Origin of the sequence: Lysinibacillus sp. FSL R7-0073 (assembly GCF_038009065.1) — a bacterium.
Taxonomy (GTDB): domain Bacteria; phylum Bacillota; class Bacilli; order Bacillales_A; family Planococcaceae; genus Lysinibacillus; species Lysinibacillus fusiformis.
Window position 1 is genome coordinate 1,443,298 of the sequence record NZ_JBBPAS010000001.1, and the last position, 24,219, is coordinate 1,467,516.

At 37.4% G+C, this 24,219-nt stretch carries 25 protein-coding genes; 13 read left to right on the top strand and 12 right to left on the bottom strand.

Annotated elements, in window-relative coordinates; translation table 11 throughout:
• Positions 1-208: 208 nt before the first annotated feature.
• From MKY88_RS06860 to MKY88_RS06875, 4 genes are read right to left on the bottom strand one after another with little or no spacing between them, the layout of a single operon-like run.
• Positions 209-1,477 (bottom strand): PTS ascorbate transporter subunit IIC, encoded by a 1,269-nt coding sequence (locus MKY88_RS06860; protein ID WP_328202531.1) that lies wholly within the window; start codon positions 1,475-1,477, stop codon positions 209-211.
• Between the two features lie 33 nt (positions 1,478-1,510).
• Complete coding sequence (locus tag MKY88_RS06865; protein ID WP_069480620.1) at positions 1,511-1,774, bottom strand: PTS sugar transporter subunit IIB; 264 nt, start codon at positions 1,772-1,774, stop codon at positions 1,511-1,513.
• A complete protein-coding gene (locus tag MKY88_RS06870) occupies positions 1,771-2,235 on the bottom strand; it encodes a PTS sugar transporter subunit IIA (protein ID WP_328202527.1) in 465 nt (154 codons plus the stop codon). The genes MKY88_RS06865 and MKY88_RS06870 overlap by 4 nt, the downstream gene beginning before the upstream one ends.
• Positions 2,236-2,290: 55 nt before the next feature.
• The gene (locus MKY88_RS06875) at positions 2,291-3,202 is read right to left on the bottom strand and encodes a LysR family transcriptional regulator (protein ID WP_328202524.1); all 912 of its coding nucleotides are present in this window, start codon (positions 3,200-3,202) and stop codon (positions 2,291-2,293) included.
• Positions 3,203-3,340: 138 nt separating this feature from the next.
• On the opposite strand from MKY88_RS06875, the gene MKY88_RS06880 reads away from it, so the two are divergent.
• From MKY88_RS06880 to MKY88_RS06920, 9 genes are all read left to right on the top strand, one after another.
• Entirely contained in the window at positions 3,341-4,300 is a 960-nt protein-coding gene (locus tag MKY88_RS06880) for an ABC transporter ATP-binding protein (protein ID WP_328202521.1), read from the top strand.
• A gap of 2 nt (positions 4,301-4,302) precedes the next feature.
• Positions 4,303-5,328 carry an ABC transporter substrate-binding protein gene (locus MKY88_RS06885; protein WP_328202518.1) on the top strand — a complete coding sequence of 342 codons (1,026 nt, stop codon included), beginning with the start codon at positions 4,303-4,305 and terminating at the stop codon, positions 5,326-5,328.
• 57 nt (positions 5,329-5,385) lie between these two features.
• Positions 5,386-7,047 (top strand): ABC transporter permease, encoded by a 1,662-nt coding sequence (locus tag MKY88_RS06890; RefSeq protein ID WP_328202515.1) that lies wholly within the window; start codon positions 5,386-5,388, stop codon positions 7,045-7,047.
• Positions 7,040-8,110, top strand: a complete 1,071-nt coding sequence (locus tag MKY88_RS06895; RefSeq protein WP_340813237.1) for an MBL fold metallo-hydrolase — start codon at positions 7,040-7,042, stop codon at positions 8,108-8,110. The genes MKY88_RS06890 and MKY88_RS06895 overlap by 8 nt, the downstream gene beginning before the upstream one ends.
• Positions 8,103-8,909, top strand: coding sequence for a hypothetical protein (locus MKY88_RS06900; RefSeq protein WP_340813238.1), 807 nt, complete (start codon positions 8,103-8,105; stop codon positions 8,907-8,909). Before MKY88_RS06895 ends, MKY88_RS06900 begins: the two co-directional genes overlap by 8 nt.
• Before the next feature lie 192 nt (positions 8,910-9,101).
• Entirely contained in the window at positions 9,102-10,400 is a 1,299-nt protein-coding gene (locus MKY88_RS06905; protein WP_340814804.1) for a M48 family metallopeptidase, read from the top strand.
• Positions 10,401-10,483: 83 nt separating this feature from the next.
• On the top strand, positions 10,484-11,302 hold the full coding sequence (locus MKY88_RS06910) for a YitT family protein (RefSeq protein WP_008174345.1): 819 nt from the start codon (positions 10,484-10,486) through the stop codon (positions 11,300-11,302).
• Between the two features lie 97 nt (positions 11,303-11,399).
• The gene (locus MKY88_RS06915) at positions 11,400-11,756 is read left to right on the top strand and encodes an MmcQ/YjbR family DNA-binding protein (RefSeq protein ID WP_340813239.1); all 357 of its coding nucleotides are present in this window, start codon (positions 11,400-11,402) and stop codon (positions 11,754-11,756) included.
• A gap of 221 nt (positions 11,757-11,977) precedes the next feature.
• Complete coding sequence (locus MKY88_RS06920; protein ID WP_328202504.1) at positions 11,978-12,523, top strand: hypothetical protein; 546 nt, start codon at positions 11,978-11,980, stop codon at positions 12,521-12,523.
• Between the two features lie 65 nt (positions 12,524-12,588).
• On the opposite strand, the gene MKY88_RS06925 is transcribed toward MKY88_RS06920, so the two are convergent.
• The 6 genes from MKY88_RS06925 to MKY88_RS06950 form a co-directional block, all read right to left on the bottom strand.
• A complete protein-coding gene (locus MKY88_RS06925) occupies positions 12,589-12,933 on the bottom strand; it encodes a GIY-YIG nuclease family protein (protein WP_069480631.1) in 345 nt (114 codons plus the stop codon).
• A gap of 17 nt (positions 12,934-12,950) precedes the next feature.
• Positions 12,951-13,706 carry a DUF2087 domain-containing protein gene (locus MKY88_RS06930; protein ID WP_328202501.1) on the bottom strand — a complete coding sequence of 252 codons (756 nt, stop codon included), beginning with the start codon at positions 13,704-13,706 and terminating at the stop codon, positions 12,951-12,953.
• Between the two features lie 134 nt (positions 13,707-13,840).
• Positions 13,841-14,716: an ABC transporter permease gene (locus tag MKY88_RS06935; protein WP_069480633.1), complete on the bottom strand. Its 876-nt coding sequence runs from the start codon at positions 14,714-14,716 to the stop codon at positions 13,841-13,843.
• Positions 14,716-15,636 carry an ABC transporter ATP-binding protein gene (locus tag MKY88_RS06940; RefSeq protein ID WP_328202497.1) on the bottom strand — a complete coding sequence of 307 codons (921 nt, stop codon included), beginning with the start codon at positions 15,634-15,636 and terminating at the stop codon, positions 14,716-14,718. Before MKY88_RS06940 ends, MKY88_RS06935 begins: the two co-directional genes overlap by 1 nt.
• 5 nt (positions 15,637-15,641) lie before the next feature.
• Positions 15,642-16,046, bottom strand: coding sequence for a DUF3021 domain-containing protein (locus MKY88_RS06945; RefSeq protein WP_193831344.1), 405 nt, complete (start codon positions 16,044-16,046; stop codon positions 15,642-15,644).
• Position 16,047: 1 nt separating this feature from the next.
• Positions 16,048-16,497 carry a LytTR family DNA-binding domain-containing protein gene (locus MKY88_RS06950; protein ID WP_069480636.1) on the bottom strand — a complete coding sequence of 150 codons (450 nt, stop codon included), beginning with the start codon at positions 16,495-16,497 and terminating at the stop codon, positions 16,048-16,050.
• Between the two features lie 224 nt (positions 16,498-16,721).
• On the opposite strand from MKY88_RS06950, the gene MKY88_RS06955 reads away from it, so the two are divergent.
• Positions 16,722-17,750, top strand: coding sequence for an AbrB family transcriptional regulator (locus tag MKY88_RS06955; protein ID WP_328202491.1), 1,029 nt, complete (start codon positions 16,722-16,724; stop codon positions 17,748-17,750).
• A 33-nt stretch (positions 17,751-17,783) separates the two neighbouring features.
• Here the strand turns inward: MKY88_RS06955 and MKY88_RS06960 are convergent, their stop codons facing one another.
• Entirely contained in the window at positions 17,784-19,478 is a 1,695-nt protein-coding gene (locus MKY88_RS06960; RefSeq protein WP_328202488.1) for a methyl-accepting chemotaxis protein, read from the bottom strand.
• A 208-nt stretch (positions 19,479-19,686) separates the two neighbouring features.
• On the opposite strand from MKY88_RS06960, the gene MKY88_RS06965 reads away from it, so the two are divergent.
• The 3 genes from MKY88_RS06965 (at position 19,687) to MKY88_RS06975 (ending at position 22,521) form a co-directional block, all read left to right on the top strand.
• Positions 19,687-19,827, top strand: coding sequence for an RAxF-45 family protein (locus tag MKY88_RS06965; protein ID WP_175423000.1), 141 nt, complete (start codon positions 19,687-19,689; stop codon positions 19,825-19,827).
• Positions 19,828-19,931: 104 nt separating this feature from the next.
• On the top strand, positions 19,932-21,737 hold the full coding sequence (gene abc-f / locus MKY88_RS06970) for a ribosomal protection-like ABC-F family protein (protein WP_340813241.1): 1,806 nt from the start codon (positions 19,932-19,934) through the stop codon (positions 21,735-21,737).
• Positions 21,730-22,521 carry a GNAT family N-acetyltransferase gene (locus MKY88_RS06975; protein ID WP_340813242.1) on the top strand — a complete coding sequence of 264 codons (792 nt, stop codon included), beginning with the start codon at positions 21,730-21,732 and terminating at the stop codon, positions 22,519-22,521. The genes abc-f and MKY88_RS06975 overlap by 8 nt, the downstream gene beginning before the upstream one ends.
• Before the next feature lie 56 nt (positions 22,522-22,577).
• Here the strand turns inward: MKY88_RS06975 and MKY88_RS06980 are convergent, their stop codons facing one another.
• Complete coding sequence (locus MKY88_RS06980; RefSeq protein WP_340813243.1) at positions 22,578-24,140, bottom strand: bifunctional metallophosphatase/5'-nucleotidase; 1,563 nt, start codon at positions 24,138-24,140, stop codon at positions 22,578-22,580.
• Positions 24,141-24,219 lie beyond the last annotated feature (79 nt).

A 24,219-nucleotide genomic window follows, 5' to 3' on the forward strand; every position in this document is an offset into this window, starting at 1 on the left:
AATATTTTTAGTCTGATGTCAGACGACGAATAAAATAAATTTCTGTAGAATCTGTAAGAATATATATCCAAATCTATATACATAATAAGTTAATAATATAAAGCTAGATGACTAATCAAATAATAAATTTATTAAAGTTTCCCACTTTTCCTTGTACGTACAATAACAAAAAAGCCCAACGCAATTTGCGTAGGGCTTTTATCTAGATTTAAACAGCTCCAAATAATTTTAATAAATTGATAATAATAATGCCGATAACACCAAAGTCTGAATCACCAAATGTCGTACCTTCATAACCGATGTCTCCCATAAAGATTAGAAGTATCGCGGGAATAAAGCTAATTAATAAACCGTTAGCAAAGGCACCTGACATGGCACCAATTCTGCCTCCAGTAGCATTGCCAAAGACACCTGCTGCAGCGCCAGTAAAGAAGTGGGGAACTAGCCCTGGAACAATCACTTTCAGTCCGATGAAAGGCAGTATAAACATTGAAACAAGTCCAGCTAAAAAACTAAATAGGAAACCAATGATAACAGCATTCGGGGCAAATGGGAAAATAGTTGGGCAATCGAGTGCAGGTTTAGTATTTGGCACAAGCTTATCAGCAATGCCTTTAAAGGCTGGAATAATTTCAGCAATTAACATCCGTACACCAGCTAAGATGATATAAACCCCAGCAGCAAATGTAACCGCTTGCATAATGGCGAAAATAATGAAGTTAGATCCACCAGATAATTGTGCCTCTATATAGGAAGGCCCTGCGAATAGCGCTACAATGACAAAGAATACACTCATAGTTAAAGAGATAGCGACAGATGTATCTCGTAAAAAGCCAAGTGACTTAGGTACCTGAATATCTTCTGTTGATTTTGCTTTATTACCAACGAGCTTTCCGATTTTAGCAGATACATAGTAACCAACACTACCAAAGTGGCCTACAGCAAAATCATCACTGCCTGTTATTTGGCGGACAGTTGGTTGCAAAATAGCAGGGAACACCACCATACAAAGTCCGAGTATAATAGAACCGACGATTATAAGAGGTGTCCCACTCATTCCACCAACAGATAAAGAAGCAGCGATTAAACAAGCCATGAATAATGTATGATGTCCAGTTAAAAAGATATATTTTAATGGCGTAAATCGCGCAAGTAATAAGTTCATAATCATCCCAAATACCATAATGAGTGCAGTGGCTGTTCCAAAATTAGTTTGAGCAGCTGCTACGATGGCCTCGTTGTTAGGAATTACTCCCTGTACTTGAAAAGCATGATCGAACATTTTACTAAAATGATCTAACGAGCCAATTAGGACAGTTGCTCCTGCCCCAAGGATCACAAAGCCCATAATTGTTTTTAAAGTACCAGAAAGAATAATGGAGCTTGATTTCTTTTGAATTAATAAACCAATAAAAGCGAATAGGCCGACTAATATAGCTGGTGTTCCTAAAATGTCATGCATGATAACATCTAACATACCAACACCTCATCCTATCCAAATTTTTTTTGCTTAAAGCCAAGGTTCCAGCTTTTCCTTAATTTCCGATATATTCATCATGTTGACGATACTCACAATGATTGCGTTGTCTTTCGCTAATTCATTCACAATATCAGACGCACCTAAATAAATATCAGCCATCTCCGCCTTGGCGGATGCTAAATCCGTATGTGTTACCTCAGCCTCTTTGCCCATAGCCTCTAATGCCTTTTTTACATTTAATTCTAAAATAAAGCTACTTCCTAATCCGCTACCGCACACGACTAATATTTTCATCCTGCTGACTCCTTTGTCGTATATTGTTGGATCTTCTCTCTTATGTCTTCTTCATGCTGACAAGCAATAAGGCTATCGATCTGATCCGGATGTTGTAGCACTAATGTTAGATCAGCCAATACCTGTAGATGTGAAGTATTGTCGATCGCAGCTAAAATAATAATTAAAAAGACAGGTTGATTAGGGCTGAAAAAAACAGGCTGCTGTAAACGTAGCAAACTTATTGCTAAGGCATGAACACCGTCTATTGGCCGTGCATGTGGAATAGCGACTTTCGGTGTAATAACGACATAAGGACCATATTGCTCAATGGATTGAATCATTGCTTCGATATAGCGTTGTTCAATTTTATTTTGACGTATTAATGGGTTGGCAGCTAAACGAATGGCTTCTTGCCAGGACTGAACAAAATTTGCAACTTGGATACAATCCTTTGTCAGCAATTTGATTAGCAAATACATTCCTCCTTTCTAATAAATATATCCCCATTGCATTTTATTACGGCGATCTGTGGAATTATGTCAGAACTGAAGACATTTTTAATCGCTGCGCTACACCGTAAATCGACATTTTGACAAACTCATCAATGGCATTATCTAACCGCGTTTTAGGATATATAAATTGAATCTTTCTCCTAAGCGACACATCTTGTAAATCCTTTTTCATTAGTACACCCGATTTTAATTCTTCTTCAATTAAGGCAGCGGAAACGAAAGCCAAGTTCTTTCCGAAGGTCAGCATTTTTTTTATTGTACTTACCGAATCCAATTCGATGGTATAAGTAGAAGGCTGAAAGGGGTCCATCCACTTTTCGATGAAGTGATTCGTTGAACTAGAAGAAGTATGCAATAACAGTTTATTTTTAAGAACATCCTCTTTGGTAATGTTCTCTTTAGATGCGAGTTCATGTGTTGGGCTAAAAGCTAAAACAAGGGCATCTTCTCCAATTGTCTCGTAATGAAGGGCGGTATTTTCCTGTTTAGTCTCCATAATGAGCCCACAATCTAACTCTTGAAGAGCTACTTTATTTTCAATTTCAGGAGCTGTTTTCACCTCTAAAGAAATACGAATTTCTGGATAAGCCAATGAAACTTGATGGATTAAATCTGGCATGAAAATATGTGCGGGTAATCCACTTGCTCCAAGTCGTAGGGAGCCAATATGCCCAGCTAATAGGTTTTCAATAAAGCGATTCATATCCTTTTGGAGCTGTACAATTTGACGGGCATAATGATAAACACCCTCGCCCGCTTCAGTTAAGCGGTACCCGCCTGCATTTGTGCGAAATAATCGAATACCATATTCCTCCTCAATTGAACGAATATGAAAGGACACAGTTGGTGCTGTAATGCCAAGTTCTTTGGCGACAGGAGCTAATTTTTTTAATTGAACGAGTAAGCAAAATGCCTGTAATTTTAAATTATTCATTTTATCCTCCTAAAGTAAATTAGAAAAAATCTTGCATTAACTTAAGTTTATTAGATTTTTTTTAACGAGTTATTAATAGTAGATTAATATTTTCTAAATATGCGGAATTTATAGTAGTTAGTAACGAGGAGGATACTTATGAAAATCTCATTATCTAATATCGAGAAAAAATATGGGCAATCTCAAGCATTATGGCCTATTAATGTGGAGTTGGATCAACAATTCATTACGATTCTCGGGCAATCAGGCTGTGGTAAAACAACTTTATTAAAATTGCTTGCAGGTCTTGAACAGCCAACGAAAGGGGAAATTCGATTTGATGAAACTGTCATTTATTCTTCGGAATCTCGTAAAAATGTCAAACCGAATAAACGCAATATCGCCATGGTTTTTCAAGATTTTGCCCTATGGCCCCATATGACCATTTTTCAAAATATTGTCTTTGGTTTAAAGGGGATTATTCCAAAGTCAGACATTCCAGCACGTGTAGAGCATGTGATGCAATTAGTAAAAATGCAAGGGTTTGAGAAACGGAAGCCAGGGGAGTTATCAGGCGGTCAGCAGCAACGCGTGGCACTGGCAAGGGCTTTAGCTACAAGCCCTCAATTGATTTTATTTGATGAGCCATTATCTGCCTTAGATGCAGTGCTTCGAGAGCAAATGCAGGATGAAATTATGCAACTTATCCATGACCTAGATTGCCAAGCCATTTTTGTTACTCACGATCAAACAGAAGCAATGACCATGTCTGATCAAATTATCATTATGGAAGCGGGAAGAATTGCACAAATCGGCTCCCCTGAAGAGATTTATCGTGCTCCAGCAACACCATATGTAGCAGATTTTATTGGTAAAGTAAATTGGTTTCATAATGGACAATCCATTGTGCGCCCTGAAGGTGTTTCTAGAATACATCGCCCAGGCACGATTGCTAAGCAAGCGAAGATTGTGAAAAGTACGTTTGTTGGAGACCGTTACTTAGTACAGGCTCAAGTAGAAGGAAAAGCATGGAGCTTTTACGAGAATCAGCCCCTAGAACATGGAAAACGACTACAAGTATTTATTGATGAAAATCAAATCTATCAAATGGAGGGTTAACATTGAAAAAGCGACGTTTTAAATTATGGGCAACTGCGGGGATTTTACTGACACTAGCATTAGCTGGTTGTGGTAATAAGCAGGTAGAGAATGGTGATCAAGCTAGTGCAAAAACACAAGAGGATAAAGTATTAACGGTGTATTCTGCTGGCCCTGATGGCTTAGCGGCAAATATCCAGCAAGCTTTTGAAGAAAAAACAGGTATTAAAGTTGAAATGTTTCAAGGAACTACAGGTAAAATTCTTTCTCGTTTAGAAGCAGAGAAAAATAATCCTGTAGCCGATATTGTTGTACTTGCCTCCGTAGCCTCTATGGATGGTCTAAAGGCAACAGAACAGCTACAAAGCTATAAAGATGCTGAAAATAAAGACAAAATCAATAGTGCTTGGTCTGATGGAGAAGGGTATTACTACGGCTACAGTGCCTCCGCATTAGGTATTGCTTATAATACAAAAAATACAACAAAGGCACCGACTGATTGGGCAGATTTAGCAAAAGCTGAGTGGCAAAACAAAATCAATATACCTGATCCGAGTTTATCAGGTTCTGCTGTCGATTTCTTATTTGGCTATACGGAGGCAGAGAAAACTGCATGGGCAACAGTGGATACGTGGAAGAAAAATGGCTTACAAGTAAATGGTGCGAATAAAGAAGCGTTAGATGCAGTCATTACGGGTGAGAAAAATGCTACGATTGCAGGCGTAGATTATATGGCTTACAAAGCAAAAGCAGACGGAGAGCCAGTGGAGATCATCTATCCGAAAAGTGGTACTGTAGTTAGTCCTCGTGCTGTCGGTATTTTGAAGGAAGCAAAACATGTAGAAGCAGCAAAAGCATATGTTGATTTTTTATTATCAGATGAAGGACAAAAGCTTGTAGCAGATGCTTACTTATTACCAGGAAATAAAGATATTGCTGTAAAAAATCGTGCGGCATTAGATGAAATTCCTCAGTTAAATGTTGAGTGGGGTGGCGCTGAAGCCAAGCAACTTGAAGTACTAACAAAATTTAACGATTTATTTCGTTAAGCAATAGGGAGGTACAAACACCTCCTTTGAGTTTTTAAATAGAAGGGTTGAAGTGTCATGATCATGGAAGGAAGACGAGCTTTTGGAGTTTTATTGACGATTGTCGTCGTATTTGCTATCGCTCCTTTGATCGCAATTTTGATTTATACCTTTACAAAAGAGGGGCAATTTGATTTTTCACAGTTTAGCCGAATGTTTGCACATGAAAGATTATGGCAGACACTTGGAAATTCAATAGGTTTAGGGATTTTCGTTATCCTAGGTACAACGATTATTGCCTTTCCTATGGCATTTATACGAACGAAAACAAGCTTATATAAACATGAATGGCTCGATATTATATTAACCATTCCATTTATGACACCCCCTTATATTGGTTCTATGGGTTGGATATTGTTTATGCAGCATAATGGTTTTCTTCAACAATTAGTTCCGGGCGCTGCTTGGTTAACGGATTCATTCTTTTCCTTATTTGGAATGGTTATGATTATGAGCTTACACCTATTTCCCTTTTTGTATTTAATGTTAAGAAATACATTGCTACGAATTAACGGATCCTTTTTGGATGCAGCATTGATTTTTGGACGAAATCCTTGGAGAAATTGGATAAAAGTCGTTTTGCCACTTATCCTTTCAAGCTATGTCTTAGGAAGTTTACTGATTTTCATCAAAACCCTTGCGGAATTTGGAACGCCAGCTACATTTGGTAGTCGGATTGGATTTCAAGTATTTACAACAGAAATTCATTCGTATTTATCAAGATGGCCAGTCGATATTAGTATGGCTACTTCTCTGTCTTTATTTCTACTATCAGTCTGTCTAGTGATCTGGTATTTCCAAAATCTAATTGGACGTAAATTTACTTATGGCGTGCTTTCAGGGAAAAGCCCTGCAAAACGTAAGGTAACAGATAAATGGTATGTAAGAGTCGCTTCATGGACTTTTGTGGGGATTGTTCTCTTGTTGTCCATTGGTATTCCTTATTTCTCCATTATCGTGACCTCTTTGCAAAAGGTGAGAGGAGATGGTTTACACGCAGGGAATTTTAGTCTTGCCTCCTATCAGGAAGTATTCACAGGTGGTAGTGCAGGATTAACAGCATTTTTAAATAGTATCGTTTTTTCCATCATTACGGCTATTATAACTGCAATTGTTGGTTTATTGATTGCCCTCTATATTAAAAAAGGAGAAACGAAGAAACAGCAAGTATTAGATTTCTTTAGTTTAATGCCTAACATTATTCCTGGTATTGTCTTTGTTGTGGGATTGATTATGTTTTGGAATGCCCCTTGGCTTCCAGCAACTATCTATAACACAAAGGCGATGGTTGTCGTCACGTATTGTGTTCTTTTCTTGCCTTATTCTGTGCAATATATCAAATCTTCGTTTTCCCAATTAGATGCTTCCATTTTTCAATCAGCGGCTATTTTTGGTCGTAGCAATTGGGATATTTATCGCCGAATTATTCTCCCGTTATTAATGCAGGGCATACTTACGGGCATGATGATGACCTTCATTATTTCAATGCGAGAGCTAGTAGCAGGTCTCTTAATTTTGCCACCTTCTGTTGAAACAGGTGCAACGTTTATTTACAGCCAATTTGAGCAAGGAAATGTAGGGGTTGGGATGGCCGTGGCGGTCATTACTGTCTTTATGACTGTGATCTTCATGTTTCTTTTAGATTGGCTGCAAAGACGGGGAGGACAAGCCAATGCTTAATATTGAAATTTTAGGTGGGGTTGGAGAGTACGGGCGCAATTGCTTTTATATCGAAAATCATGGAAAGGCGATTTTACTGGATTGTGGCGTGATGAAAAACCCACAAAAGACCCCACCGAATTTAACACCTAAACATGTTGAAAAACTAGGGGCAGTGTTTATTTCTCATTCCCACATCGACCATGTAGGCGCATTGCCATTGCTTGAAAAAATGGGCTACAAAGGACCAGTACTGATGAGTCACAGAACTGCTCAGCAGCTTCTACAACCTATTCCACATATCCGTACTTTTCATCCAGATTCAAGAGGAACGTGGATAAGGGTTAATGCTTGTCTTGCCTTTCAATGGGGATATAGCGGACATTTGATTGGAAGTGTATGGTACAAAATTCGATTTTTTGATAAGATGCTTTTTTTCTCGGGTGATTATGTCAGCGATTCTTATTTATTAAAGGCAACCTTGCCAGAAGATGATGGAACGATTTATGATGTAGCGTTTATTGATAGTGGTCATGTTGAAAAATGTATTGATAATCATGAAGTGTTACAAAAATTGTTAAATTATATAAATGAACATCCGAACAGCCCTTTTGTTTTTCCATCATCCTTTTCTGGGAAAACAGTCGACATTGTCACCTATCTTGCTCAGCAAACTTCGCGAGCAATCTGTGTAGATACTGAATTACAGTCACTGTTTAAGCAGTATGAGGAAGAACCTGAAAATATTTGGCCGCACAGATTGGTGTTACAAGTGGGTCACAAGCAATGTTCTGACAGTAACCATGCACTCTATTTTGTAAGGGAACAGGATGAAGCTCGACTTGAGGAACTAGCGAAGGAGTATCCTACAGCCATATTCATCCCAACAGGGTATTCGCGTCAGTCATTCAAACAAGATGTTTGGAATCAACCGGCTAAGGAATTTTTTTATAAAACGCATCCAGACTATCAGGATATTATTTCGCTATCGCAAAGTATTCATGCACGACAAACTATTTATTTTCACAGTCCACATACAAATTTAGAAACAACCTTTCAAAAGGAGGAAGTAAATAATGGCTAATTTGAAGAAATGGGCATTTTATATGTGCTTAATGGGTTTGACGGTAATCAGTATGATGAGTGTCAATACAACACAGGTGAAAGCAGCAATAGAACCAGGTCATGAAATTAAATTTAATATCAAATCAGAGATCTTTACGGATTCAAAAATAGCAAATGTTTTTCAAGCAACTAAAAAAGATGATGTGAAAATTTATTTCTATGATACACCTGATAAAATGTTTCTCGGTAACGATTATATCCACCGCTTACGTGTTTACAAAGGTAGTAATAAGATGGATATTACCTATAAAAAGCGTTTTTTAAATACACCGTTGAACGACGCGATTGCTGAGACAACAAGTCATGGCTTTACAGGCTCAGAATCCAATTATAAATTTGAACTAGATATAAAAGGGGACCAGCGTACATTTACCATTAGCCGTAAAGAATCTCTGAAAACAACTTCAAATGTGTCTTATGATACTGTGGATACGAGTGCTGCTAAAAAACTCATCCTTGAAAATTCACCAAAGAAAATTCTAAATTGGGATTCAGAAGCATGGTATAAAAATCTATTATCTCAATCTGTTGTATTTGGTCCTGCCAATGCTACTACCTATAAAGGAAGCTTTTTAGGGCAAGAAGCGGATATTGAGGTGTGGCAGTACAAAGGAGAAATTATGGTTGAGCTTTCTACAAAGATAGATAATGGCGCTCAAGCAGCTATTATCGAACAGCAGTGGTATGATCATTTATTATCCGAGGGCTATTTAAGTGAGGATCAACGTGGTAAAACAACATTTGTAATGGATAAATAATAAGCACTATAATAAATTCGCAACATTTTTGAAACAATGAGCAAGATATTCTTTCCTCATTGATAGAAATGTTGCGAATTTTTTATTGGTAAAAAGAGATGATAAAAAGTAGGTCCATATTTGTTCTAACTTTGATAATTTAGCTTACACTTACTATAGGACGAACTTTGGCTGATATGAGGGGGAATTGACATAGCTAAAAAAATGGGCATTGTTGCGCTACTATTTTTCGGTGTTTACGTGCTTTGTATGTACTGGTATATATTCCATAGTGGAGGGGGCAAAATACCAAGTGCCTTACAGGGTACTGTTGCTGATCCAGTAATGTTTATGTCTGGTAAGGAACTTTTTTTAAGTGGTGAATATTCAAAAATACGGAACTTTTTATTCTTTGTAGCTACTCCTTTGGAATGGCTTGTTTACTTCATGATATTACTGCTGGGGGTCTCACGTTATTTAGAGAAAGTGAGCACATCCCAAACAAAGTGGAAGCTTTTGCAAAATGCAGGCTATTTATTTTTATTGTCATTATTAGTATATGTCGTATTATTCCCAATGGACTATTATCGTTATTATCTTAGTAAAAGCTATGGCATTAGCACCCAAGCATTTGGATCTTGGATGAAGGATGGTGTCATTGATTTTTGGGTGCACTTTGGAATGACTTTAATCATAGTGACAGTGCTCTATTGGCTCATTAAAAAGAGTGAGAAAAGATGGTGGCTCTATGCATGGTTATTAACCATTCCGTTCACAATGTTTGTGATGTTTATCCAGCCAGTTGTGATCGACCCTTTGTACAATGAATTTTATCCGTTAAAAAATAAAGAGCTAGAAACCAAAATATTATCACTTGCTACCCAGGCACATATTCCGGCAGAGCATGTTTACGAGGTGAATATGGCTGAGAAGACGAATGCCCTAAATGCTTACGTGACAGGGATAGGTAGCAATTCAAGAATTGTTCTTTGGGATACCACATTAAACAGACTGACGGATAATGAAATTTTGTTTATTATGGCGCATGAAATGGGACATTATGTTGAAAAGCATATTTATTTTGGCATTGCAGGCTATCTTTTACTCTCTTTAGTTGGTTTATGGCTAACAGCTAAAATTATGCGACGATTAGTTACACGATATGGACAGGTATTCAAAATTAATAAAATTAGTAATATTAGCTCCTACCCATTATTTTTACTAATTACCTCGATATTATTATTTGCTTCCAATCCCGTATCCAATTACGTATCCAGATACCAGGAATCAAGGGCAGATCAATATGCGATTAACTTGATGAATGATCGCGAGGCGGCTGTAACGGCATTTCAAAAGTTAACGATTTCAGGCTTAAGTGAGGTCAATCCACCAATTTTGGTGAAATGGTTCCGTTACACACATCCCCCAATGCTCGAGCGTATTAATAACGTTGCTGATAAGGGCGAATACAAACAAGAGGGTCCTTTAAAGGAAGAACAGAAGAAAAAGTAAGTAAATAGGTTTTCCCAGTAAGTAAGTTGGGTAGTCTATGGAAAAGATGTATCAAAATTTGGTCGTTTATAGGGGATATCATCATGCGTAATGTGATTATTATTACACTTTCTTCCATTTTAGTGGCCTTTGCTTATAATTTTTTGTTAATTCCCCATGAAATTTTAAGTGGGGGATTAAGCGGTATTGCCATTATGCTTGGGATTATTACTCCGTTAAATACTGGGGTGTTAAACTTACTACTGAACTTGCCTTTGCTTATTTTAGGTGTGATGAAGCTCGGGAAACGTTTTATTAGCTATACGATTTTATCGGTGGCTGTTTTATCCGTGAGTTTATATATTATTCCGATTTACAAGGCGACACAAGAACCGATTCTTGCTTCCTTATTTGGTGGAGTCATCGTAGGTGTTGCAATGGGATTGATTTTCCGAGCAGCAGGCTCCTCTGGGGGCTTTGATATTATTGCCATGCTTTTAAGCCGTAAACGTGATTTTCCGCTTGGTACTTTAATTGCTGCTATGAATGGTATCGTAGTGGCAGCTTCGGGCTTTGTCTTTAGTTGGGATGCAGCGCTATTAACGCTTGTTTCCATTTATGCAACCGGAAAAGTAGTGGACACGATTCATACAAGTCATATTAAATTAACCCTTATGATTATTACGAATAAAGGCGAAGAGGTCAAACAGCAGTTATTAGAAAAGCTTCATCGTGGGGTAACGATTATCGATGCGAAAGGAGCCTATTCTGGCGAAGGCCGTCAAGTATTAATTACGGTTATTACACGTTATCAACTGGCTGATGTGAAAAGTACAATTAAAGAAACCGATCCTAAGTCGTTTGTGAATATTTTGCAAACAACCGAGGTGATGGGGATGTTTGATCGTGGTACAAGTAAATAACGCTATTCTCGACACATGTTTTCGATTATACTTACTATAATCGAACGTGTGTTTTTTATTTTAGGGGTAACAAGTTGATCTTGGAAGGGGAATGAAAATGGAAAAGGAAACGATTCATGCAAATTGTCTTCAGCTGCAAGGAACAACGTATGACTATAAGGAAGAATGGCAAGCAGATCGCTATCATATCGGTGGGAAGATGTATGCCATGATTGGAGGAAATGCAACAGGTAGGCCGGTGTTAACGTTAAAATGTGAGCCTGCGCGAGCAGAGGAATTACGAGAAGCCTATGCCAACATTATACCTGGCTACTATATGAATAAAACGCATTGGAACTCGATTTATATGGATGCTGAAGATGTCCCGATGGATTTGGTAGAGAATCTTATTAAGCATTCGTATGAACTTGTTTTCAGTAAATTAACGAAAAAAGCACAGCAGGAATATGTATAGTGATGTATTTAAAGAAAGTAAAATATAGAACCCAAGTTATGTAAAAATTTATTGGCTTTAAAATTAATATACAAAATTGTTTTATGATAAAGGTAAAGGATGTTTTCAAATTCTTTACCTTTTGTATTGAGATACATGATATTAAAGGAAATAAAGCTATAAAACATATCCAATTTAATTAAAAAAACAGTTATTTAGCTTGTTATAGGGGGGGTGAAAATATGAAAAAAATCTTGTTACTAATTATATTTATTGTAAGTGTTTTATTATTTCTATCAGGTTATCGCCTTACGGCATTAAGCGCTGCAAAAGCAAATTTTTTTATGACACCTGAGTATAAGAATGTTGAAAAGATTCAAGAAGGACACGATATTTTTTATTTGTTTAAGAGTGATAAAAAAGAAATTTATCAAACTGTTTTGGTACAAAAAAACGCATTTCTATATAAAAGGGTTTATGCTACGAGCATCTCTTCCACGAATGATTCTTTAGAGACAATAGGAGGCATGAGCTATCGTTTGAATCATGAAGGAACTTTGTTTGTTGTATTATCTCATGATGAAAATGTTTCATATATAACAATTAACTCAAAGCAAGGAATTATCAAAAAATCCATTGAACATAGTAAACTAGTTTCGTTTTATATACCTTATGCGCAGCAAATTGATTTATTAGAAGCTGTTGCTTATGATAAGAACGATCGCCCCATCTATTATTATGGCTATGATGATGCTGATAATTTAAGATGGAATCGTGTGGATGAATAAAAAATAGCTGAGGAGACAGTTAAATTTTCATTTGCTTGTTTACTCAGCTATCTATTGGATAAATACTAAGAATTATAACCGCGCTCACCATAAGGATTTAGCGTGTCGAGCCATTTTTGCTCTAGCTTTTCAAGCTCTTTTTTGGCATCAAAATAACCCTCTTCCTTCTTCTTTAAATACTCTACAATTTTCACCTCGAAAGCATCCTGACCAAATAAATTGTAGTCCGCCTGAAGCTCCTTATTCGTATGTGTATTCGTTTTGAGCATAAATTGAAAGCCATTTAATCGTTTCAAATTATTAAAGCTACCGACAAATACTTTATCTGTTTGTGTATTCGTCATTGTAAAAACGCCCGCTTCAATTTTCATGTCCTTATACATTTCTTTTAATTCTTTTTTATGATCCATTTTAATTACCTGCCTTCTTATTTTTTAACCCAGTAAGCACTACCGTCAGCTTGGCGGTCCAGAAAACCGTATTCAATTAAGTAGCGGCGTATATGAACGTAGTCTTCATACATGGGTTTGATGATTTCATTCAATTCTTTTTCTGTATATTCTTTTTCTTTGTCAAAAAGCCTGGTAATGGCACGAAGTACTACAATTTTTTGTTTTTCACGCTTAGGAAAACGAACTAGCTCCTTACCAACACCGTGTGGAAATAATTTCGCCAATAGTTGTTGTTCTTCTAAGAGAGTGACGTTATAGCGATCGTCAACCATTGTAGCTGTTTTATGAATAGACACAAATGTATCCTCCTTTCGATCTTGTTCCTTCAGTAATTCCATCATTACTAACAACGTTTTGGCTTGGCGTTCTTTTTCCTTTAACGCAAAACGGTGATGACGAATAGTCGTGGCACTGCCTATTTCTAATTCCTCTTTTATTTCCTGATCTGATTTACCTTCATAAAATAAGCGTAAAATATGACTTTGATGCTCAGTTAAGCCGGTCATTTTTTTATTGAGACTATTTAAGAAATGAAAAACAGACTGGTGTGTAATCGTAATATGGTGTTGCATCATTTTTTCGGCTTCATACAATAAGTCGTCGTATGGGTAAATAATTCCTTTTTCTATTTTTTCCCCACATAGCAGACAAGTGAAATGTGTCTCATCGTCGATATAACCCTTTTTTAGATTATCGATAGGCGCTTGCCAAAATAGTTCATTTACATCCATTAGGAATCCTCCAGATAAAACAAACGAATTTTATTTTTGTTTGCTTATTTATTATTAAAATAACAAATTGTTTATTGTAAAGCAATAAAAAACACATCGTTTTCTAAACGATGTGTAAAAACGTTGGCAATTATTTATTTATATTTTCTTTTAAAGAAAAGCAAGGAGGCAATCGCTAGGACGAGAATTGTACCAACGATAATGAGGATGCTCGTTGAGGCACTCAGGGTATTACCATGAAGCTCGTAGACAATACCATAATTAATTTTGTAGTCATTCACATAGGAGACTGGTATACCCTCAAAGACATTGGCAATGGAGCTTTCCATAAATGTGTTTCGTAAGAGTAATGTAGTATGACTAACTGGGAAATACATAATTAAATTTTGAGCAAAGCTTGGTAGTGCACCTAGTGGGACATAGACACCGCATAAAAATCCGAGTAGTGTACCGACAATAGTTCCCAATGTTGAGAAGGCATTTTGTGTCGTCACAAACAAGGAAAGAAATAGATTCAAGACACTTGCGAGTAAGACAGATAATAAGATAATGCCAAGTACTTGAACAAAATGTGCAAGGCTTAAAAGCTTACCTCCTGTTGCTACTATAAAAATTTCACAGCCAATTAATGCGATAAAGGAAAAAATACTGCCAATTATTAATGCATTGAGTACATAGCTCATTTGTATTGTGGCACGGGAAAGAGGGGCAGTTAAAAAATCGGCCATTGCCTTTGATTCCTGATCCTTTATGGCAATACCGTATGCACCAAGTGTTGTCGAAACGGCAATCATCGAAAGTAACCCAGCTACAACCCATTCGTTCACCATGGTAATCACTGCAGGTGTTGCTTCCGTTATTCGTTCAATTGCATCTACTTGCATTTTTTGGAGGAATACGGCGTAAAGCACGATGACTATAATCACCGATAGTAGAGAGAAGAACACTTGTGTTTTATCTCGCCTAAATACTTTACTATTTCGTTGTACTAAGCTCATTAAGGCTTCCACTATGCAACACCTTCCTCTGCCATTATATGAAGAAAAACATCGTCCATCGTTCCTTTAATCACTTCAAAGGAGGCAATGAGTGGCTCCGCTTTCTTTAAAAGAGAGAGAGCTTGCAGAGTAGATTCTAAACGGATTGTATAGATCTCCTGTTTCTCGGTATAGGAAATGGCGTGTTCTTCAAGCCATTTAACACCGTCTATTGGATTATTGAAAACAACGGCCATAGAGTCGTAGGCATACTTGGTTTTCAACGCATCAGGCGTACCTTGTGCGACAATTTTTCCTGCCTTTAAAACAAGGACCTGATGGGCGACTGCCGCTTCCTCCATATAATGGGTCGTTAAAAACACAGTCATATTCGTTTCGAGTTGAAGCTGCTTGATGGCCTGCCAAACTAATTGCCGTGTTTGAGGATCTAAACCAGTTGTAGGTTCATCTAGAAATAATATAGTTGGACGATGAATAAGTGCACGTGCAATGTCTGCTCGTCTTTTTTGACCGCCAGATAATGTTCCATATTTTTGTCTTTCAATATCCTCTAAATGCAAATAGGAGGAAACAAATTGATAGTTTTCAGCAAGTTGTGTTTTTGATAATTCATAAGTTCTGCCTCGGTGTAGAATGTTTTCCTGAACAGTTAAACGATCATCTAATAAACTTTGTTGGAACACAACACCGATGGATTTACGGATATCTGCGTTATAATTGCTGACATCTAGCTTAAAGTTATTGATAGTGACATTGCCGCTGGATTTTTTTAATAAAGTACAAAGGATTTCAATTGTTGTCGATTTGCCAGCACCGTTTGCTCCTAAAAAAGCAAAGAGAGTACCTCGTTCAACTGTGAATGAAATATCATTAACCGCATGATGGTCACCATACTGTTTACATAAATTCTCAACTTTTATCGCGAAGGTCATCTAAATTATTCCTTTCTCTTTCGAATTTCTCGATTTATTTTTTCAATATCATTTAATTGAAGGATATAAAGAATACACCAAACGATGATATAAATAACGGCTTCAGATAACAGCACATATTTCACACCAGAATGCGTAAACCAGCCACCAAAATAGCCAGCAATCAAAACACAGATTGTCACAGCAATTAAATGCAAGAGTAGCTGCGCCATAAAAGGAATTGATTCAATCTCAAAAATAATAGATAGAAGTCCAATGGCAATGCCAAGAATGGCTGCAATAACAATTTGCTCCAGTAATTCTGTGCCTGACACCATCGCATTATTTGAAAGGACGCTAAATGTCACTAAGACATAAGAAGAGCTTAGGGATATGAGTAGTCCGATAATCATCATGCTTACATATTTCATGCTATAGATCCCTCCCAATACCTAAGTGTCGCTTCAATTCTTTTATATATTTACGACTAACATGAATGGTTACATCATTTTCAAGCAGTAATTGTGTTGTACCGATTTTGCCCATTTGAATAGAGGCGATTTTATGGATATTGACAAGTGTAGATTTACTTACTCGAACAAAGTCCTTTGAAAGCTGTGCCTCTAGTTCATATAATTTTCGTTTAGACTCAAACTCTTGTTCATTCGTTTGTAAAAATATTTTGGCATCCTCTGCATAGATGGAATAAATATCAGAAATTTTTAGTAGATGAATTTCTTGTTGAAAGTACCCATCTAGCATAGTAGTTTGAGAAGCTTGTAATTGCTGCATGAGTCTTTCTATTTGTTCGTTGTATTCTTTCGCATGTATATGAACCTCTGTTTCTTCAAGTTCATGGTGAATAGTTAAATGAATTTTCATAGGAGGCCTCCTTTACTTTCCCCATCAAAGGAGAAAACGCTGAATCAGGTAATAATAATGTAGCATAGAAAATTTTAGTAAAGGGAAATTGTTGGGTAAGAGGTTCAATTTCGTCAATAAAAGGTTCTTTTTTAGCGATAGCATACAATACAAAAGTCGCTTCAATAGAAAAAAAGGTTAAGAAACCTCATAATATAGTAATCTAGTCAAAAGGGGTTGCTAGTATGTTTGTTTTGAGTAAGCATATGTTAATCACATTATGCATTGGCCTCATAGGTGCTGTCGTTTTTCAACTATTACATATACCTATGCCTTGGTTACTAGGCGCGATTACAGCAGTACTTATCGTGCAATTGTCAACCAACGTACAATTGAGATGGCACTCTTCCTTCCGTAATTTTGGCTTAATCGCAGCGGGCTACTCTATTGGCTTTGCCTTTACACCAGAGGCAGTACAAGGTATTAAGCATTTCTTAGGGAGTATTGTCGTTTTAAATGTGATATTTATTTTATTATTTTTTGGTGTCAGTTTTTTAATAGCCAAACGTACAGATTTGGATTTTGCAACGGCATTGACATGCTGTGTACCTGGTGGCATGGCACAGGTTATGGCCTTTGCTGAGGAGCAAGGCGATATGGATATGGTGGTCATTACGTTCTTTCAAATCCTCCGTGTTCTTTTAATCGTCGGCTTTGTCCCGCTAATGTTGACAGATGTTGGTGGAAACAGCCCTATGAACGATGGAATATATACATGGGGTCTTGTTGGTATACTAATGGTTTGTGGCTTAGCAGGGTGGCTTGCTCAGAAGATTAAAATTCCAACAGGTTATATGCTTGGCCCCGTATTTTTATTGATGGGAATTAATATGGTGGGGATAGAAGTGCCTAGAATACCCATATCCCTTCTACATATTGCTCAATTGATGATTGGAATCCATATCGGGTTATTGTTGAAAAAAGAAGATCTACATTTATCGAAGAGGCATATTTTTTATGCATTTGTATCAGCTGGCATTTATATCGGAGCAGCGTATGGTTTATCATTTTTGATGAAAAGCCTATACAGTCTCGACTTTAAGACAGGCTTTTTAAGTATTGTACCTGGGGGACTTGATCAAATGGGGATTATTGCGGCTTCTGTACATGCCAATGTGACAATTGTCACAGCTTTCCAACTCTTCCGAATCCTTGTGATCTCAATTTTCCTTGTGCCTGTGGTCAAAATGTTTGTGAAAAAAGTGAAAACATGAGGGACAATCCCTCATGTTTTTTTGCTACTTATTTTAATATTTAAATTGATGGATCAAATCTTGCAGTGTTTCGGCATTTGCTGTAAGTTGTGACGCTGCCTGATTAATATCATCCATTGATAGAAGATTTGTTTCAGCAATTTGTGTGACGATTTTTGATTGTTCGCGAGCATCCATAGCAATTTCTGCCATAATTTGTGTTGAAGCATTAGCCTGTTCAATTCTTGCATACAGCTCTTCGGCAATGCCTGATACCTCTTGAATTTTAATTGTTACAAGTGACACCTTTGTAGTAATATCTGCAAAAGCCTTGCTTGTTGTGTAGACCACTTCAGCGCTTGTAGTGGCCTCTTGTTTACTTTGCTGCATATACACACGTGCTTCCTTAGATAGTTGTTGCATGGTATGAATCGTCTCTGTAATTTCTGCTGCGGAGGTTTTGGATTGTTCAGCAAGCTTACGAACCTCTTCTGCAACAACTGCGAAGCCCTTGCCATGTTCGCCCGCACGAGCTGCTTCTATCGATGCATTGAGGGCTAATAAATTTGTTTGATCGGCAATGGCATGAATGACCTCCACGATCTCATCTATTTTAATGGCGTGTGTATCAAGTGCTGCAATGGCCTCTGCACTTTCCTGAACGGCATTGGTCATAGCATGCATTTGAAGTTGCATATTATGGGCAGCTTCCTCACCATGCTTGGCCGTATCGAAGGCATCCGAAGCATAGGAAGATACCTCGCTATTAGTTTCTGTGACTAGTTGAATTCCACCAGCAATATCTTCCATCGCTTCGGCATTCTCATGAGCACTATGCTTTTGAGTACTTGCACCACTTGCAAGCTCCTGCATATTGGCTGTTAATTGCTCCGTTGTTGTTGTGGTAGAACCTGCCGTTGCAGATAATTCCAGTGAGGATGCAGACACTTGATTGGCTGTTCCATCTACTTGTTGCATCATACTACGTAAAGTTGCCAGCATGGCATTAAACGACTCTGCCACATGGCCGATTTCATCCTTTGAATGCACTAGTAGCTGTTGCGTTAAATCACCTTTCCCAGCAGAGATCGTTTCTAGCTGAATGTTTAATTGCTTTAAAGGTCTGACAATGCCACGAATAAAGAACATACCTGCAATGACTGCAATAAGGGCTGAGATGACAGCGATAATCCCAGTCTTTAATAACATCCTTTGTGCGACTACATCAATATCAGCGGAAGGTACCCCAGCAAAGAACATGCCAATCGTTTCGCCGTTTTTATTTTTAATGGGCTCGTATTTTGTAAAATAGGGGTTGCCTAGCACTTCGGCAGTACCAGTGTACGTTTTCCCTTGCTGTAAAACAGTGTCAGCTACTTTTGGGTCGACTGTTGTTCCAATAGCACGTTGTCCATCTACGACAATATTTGTATTAATTCGTGTTTCTCCAGCGAAAATTGTAATGGCAGCCTGTGATAATTCTCCTAAAGTATCAATAAGTGCTGTTTCATTGGCTACGTTTACATTGCCTTTGTAAAGCTCGCCATTTTTTAATTGCCATTCACCAGGTAATGTTTGGTTGAGGTTAAGTATACTTAAATCTAAAATTTGATGAAGCCTTGTATTGTACTCTTCTTGTAATGTTTTTCTCATTTCGGTTGTGTTCATAATACCTATAGCAATGAGTACAAATCCAATAATAACCACAATTAATAAGCTCATTTTCTTTTGCATACTTAGCTTTTTCATGAAATGTCCCTCCACATTCTCCGTAAAAAACCCTATTACCAATCACCTAAATATTGATATAATTTGGGAAAAAATTTCTATTTTTTATTAGTATATAACTAGTGTGCCGGTTTGTATATTTATAAAATAATTGTTCATTTATCCCCTTTTCAAATAATCTGAAAAATGGTATTATATGTTTAACTATAATGAACGGAGGTGAAAAAGAATGAATAAAAACGCTACGGACACATGTGTAAAAGTGGATACAGCTATGTATTTTGCACGTGTCATTACTTTTGATTTTGCGAACAACGGGATAGGTCTGTCCATTTTTAAGCAAAATCAAATAACTAACGTAGCGAATTAACCATTCTTTTTCACACATTTTAATGAGAAAAAGACTGCTTGTTAATGAGCAGTCTTTTTTGTGTTGTCGAGATGTTTTCGCGCGTTTCATTGGAGGAAAAAACGATGCAAATGAAAGCTGAGCAAATTCAAAAAATTATGGGTGGCAATATATTATTTGAGAATTTACAACTGGAGGTAAATAGTGGGGAGCATGTTGCTATAGTTGGCGTAAATGGTAGTGGTAAAACAACTTTATTGCAGCTTCTTTCGGGTGTAGATATACCCGATCGGGGACGTATCATAAAAAGTAAAGATGCTACGATTGGCTATTTACATCAAATACCACATTATCCAGGTCATTCAGTAAAGGAAGTGTTAGAAGAGGCGTTTGCTGATATTTATGCATTAAAGGCTAGAATGACGATACTTGAGCAAGAGATGCAGTCAAACGTAACGGATAAAACTTTATGGCAATATGGGCAAGTGCAGGAGCAATTTATGCTACAGGGGGGCTATGAGGTGGAAGCCCAATTAGCGATGATTGCAAATGGGCTAGGCATTATGGAAATGTTGGCACAGCCATTTAGTAGTTTAAGTGGTGGAGAGAAGACGAAAGTAATGCTCGGGCAAATTTTATTGAGCCAGCCAGCTATTTTATTGTTAGATGAACCAACGAACCATCTTGATATGCAGGCAATCGAATGGCTTGAAAAATATGTACGCAGCTTTGAGGGAATTATCATTGTCGTATCTCATGACCGCCATTTTATGAATCAGATTGCGCATAAAGTCATTGAAATTGAAGATGGAGAGGCCTTTACGTACACAGGTAATTACGATGCATTTATAGCACAAAAAGAGGCAAAGATTGAACAGCAATTTGCTGATTATGAAGAGCAGCAGAAGAAAATTAAGAAAATGCAAGAAACGATTAAACGATTAAAACAATGGGCTAATGAAGCAAATCCACCAAACGCTTCTATGCATAGACGTGCAAAAAGTATGGAAAAAGCTTTAGCACGTATCGAACGGGTGAAGAAGCCTATATCAAAAAAGAAAATGAATCTGGCTTTAACGATGGCTGAACGCAGCGGCAAAGAGGTAGTGCAATTACAAAACATTTACCACGGTTATGATAAGCCTTTATTGATAGACAGTAACCTAGCTGTCTACTTTGGAGAAAGACTAGCGATAGTTGGGAACAACGGTAGTGGTAAATCAACATTATTAAAAATGATGTTAGGGGAAATCGTTCCTAATCGCGGTGTTTGCCATGTAGGTAGTAATGTGAAAATTGGCTATCTATCTCAGCAATTGGAACATAAAAATCCAGCTATCCGATTGATTGATGCGTTTCGTGAAAATGTAGCGGTGTCTGAGGCCGAAGCACGCCATATTCTCGCACGATTTTTGTTCTATGGCTATGATGTCTTTAAAAAAGTGAAGAATTTAAGCGGTGGAGAAAAAATGCGCCTTCGATTAGCTCAATTAATGCATGAGGATATTAATGTGCTCATTTTGGATGAACCAACGAACCATTTAGATATTGAAGCAAGAGAGGTATTGGAGGATACGCTAGAATCCTTTGAGGGAACCATTATTGGTGTATCCCATGACCGCTATTTCTTACAAAAAATATTTAGCAAAACAGCATGGCTAAAGGAACAAACTATTCATGTTTTTGAAGGAGATTATGAGTGGGCTAGACAAAAACTTGAGGAATTCTCGAAGAAAATAGTAGTTGAAAATGAACCGGCGCCTCCTAAAATACAACCTGTCAAAAAAGAGCAATCGATTGAACAACAAATTGAAAAACTAGAGGCAAAACTAGAGGAACCTTCACTTGCTAAAGAGCAACGGCAAAAGCTCGAACAGCACATAGAGGAATTATATGAAAAATGGATGGAAGAGGGAACGGAACATGCTTAATTTAGAACGTATTATGCAGCTTGATATAGAATATGTAAAGAGTTTTAGTGAAATGGAGGCATGTAAAGAAGGAGTTTTATTCTACAATAAGGCAATTCCAACCTATTATGATGCGAATCATGCACATGTTTGGCGAAAGATTGAAAAACCTGCTCAGTTTTTAGAAGATATAAAAACGTTCTATCAATCTAAGTCGCTTATCCCAAGGCTGTATTTATATAATCTTGAGGATAATCAAGCATGTATGGAGGCATTAGAGATGCATGGCTTTCAATATGAGCAGTTTGTTAATGAAATTCAGTGCTGGAATGGTGAGTTTAGTCAACGCTCACCACATCCAGCAATCCAGATTGAACGGGTAACAGATGCAAATATGAACGATGCCTTGGCAGTGGAAATGAGCATTTCGGCTTTTGGAGATCCTGAATTAATAAAAATGGCCTTTGAGCAAGCTTATTATTCGCCAAGCTTTACGTACTATTTATTAAAGCTAGATGGGGTGCCATGCTGTTCTGCTAGTATATTTGTGTCAGGAAATCAAGGAAGGATTGAGAGTGTAGCAACAATTGAAAGCTATCGAGGTCGTGGTTTAATCGGCTATATGTTGCAGCATATCCAACAACAGTCAGTGAATCAGAAGCTTGAGAAGCTTTGGATATGGCCAATTAACGATCAAGTTGCTAAAGTCTATGATAGGGCAAATTTTAAATCTGTTGGATCCATTGCATCTATTCATGCATTTACAGAAGGAAAAAGTATTCAAGATATACGACAAAATTCTTAATCTAGTTTAAATCAAAACCCGCCAAATTCTGTAATGTTTAGAATTTGGCGGGTTTTTTAGTATTGTACTTGCCAATTATGATTACATGTCGCTTGAACCATGGGCTGTTTTAACAAATAATCGGCAATTAGCTCGGTCATATCAATCTGAATCTCTTTCACAACAGGCCGATTTCTTAAAAAGTCAAAATTTCCTGCACCAGTCGCACGATAGCTACTCATTACGACATCGAATTCTTCCTCCCTATTAATAGCTACGCCATGATACATCAGTTTGGTAACACGTTCACCAATAGGCTTTGAAATATCCAAGATATACTCAATACCTTCCCACATATCATAATTATAAGGTTGCGCTTTCGGGGAAAGGAAGGAATCTGCAACATGCAATTGACCTGCTTTTACCGTAAAATAGCTAGCTGATTGTTCAAGGGCAAGTAAAATGTCCTGTCCTGTGAGTCGAAGTACTTTTAATGTATTAGCGTAAATATAGTTTGTCACAATGTCACGCATCGTAACGGCTTGCTTTAAGCCACCTGGTTCATCATGAAAAAGAGCTGTACATGAAATAGAAGCCCCCGACACAGCCATTTGAATGCGGTTGATAAATTCAATATAGGGATGTTCCTGAATGCGTGCAAGAAATGGATCTTCAATTTGTAAATCACGTTGGATCATGCCAATTGTTTCATCTAACCATGCTTCGGTTTTTTCAAAGATAGGTGAGATGATCTGACAAACAGCTGCATGAGGTTGCGTATGCTCTGAACTATAAATAAGCGATGGGGTATGAGAAATCGATTGAATTTTATGCTGATGATCCATGTCAATTTCTAGCTCTATTTTAGCGATACAAACGCCCTTCGTACCAGGTTGAACGACTGATTTTCCCATAATGGTTGTGCTAATTTCACGATGCTGGTGGCCGGAAATAATAATGTCTACTTCTTCTATTTCAGCACACATGCGGTATCCTTGATTTTCCCCATCCTCAGCTTCAAGTAGTTCTCCTGATTCGAGATCTCTCTCGAATCCACCGTGATAACATAAAACTAGAATGTCAATTTGTTCATTAGCACGAATCCATTTTGCCCAGTAGCTAGCACTTGAAAAGGCATCTTCAAAATGAAGCCCCTCGATGTGAAGAGGTTCCTCCCACTTGGTGACAAAATGTGTTGTCACACCTAAAATGGCTATTTTAATACCATCTATTTCTTTGATAATAAACGGCTTTGTAAATGGCCTCCCATCCTTGGTCACGATATTGGCTCCTAGCCAAGGGAAATTGGATTGGTGAATCACTGATTGTAGCGTCTGAAGTCCATAATTAAATTCGTGATTACCGAATACAATGGCATCATATTGAAGCTCATTGGCCACCTGAATCAAAGGGTTCTGTTCCTGCATTTGAGATTTTTGATGATAAAAGGTCATGGGACTGCCCTGAATAAAATCACCATTATCAATTAAGGTGGTTGGCATTTCAAGCCTGTTTTCTTCAATAATTGTTGCGAGCTTGGCTAACCCGAGTGCTTTATTTCGATCATTTCGAAAGGTTGTGGGCATGATATAGCCATGAATATCACTAGTTGCAAGTATTTGAATGGTTTTGATAGACATAATAGATCCTCCGATCATTAGTATACCCATAGTATATAAAGTAATTTCGTATGAAGTTAGCTTATTTACAATATCAAAA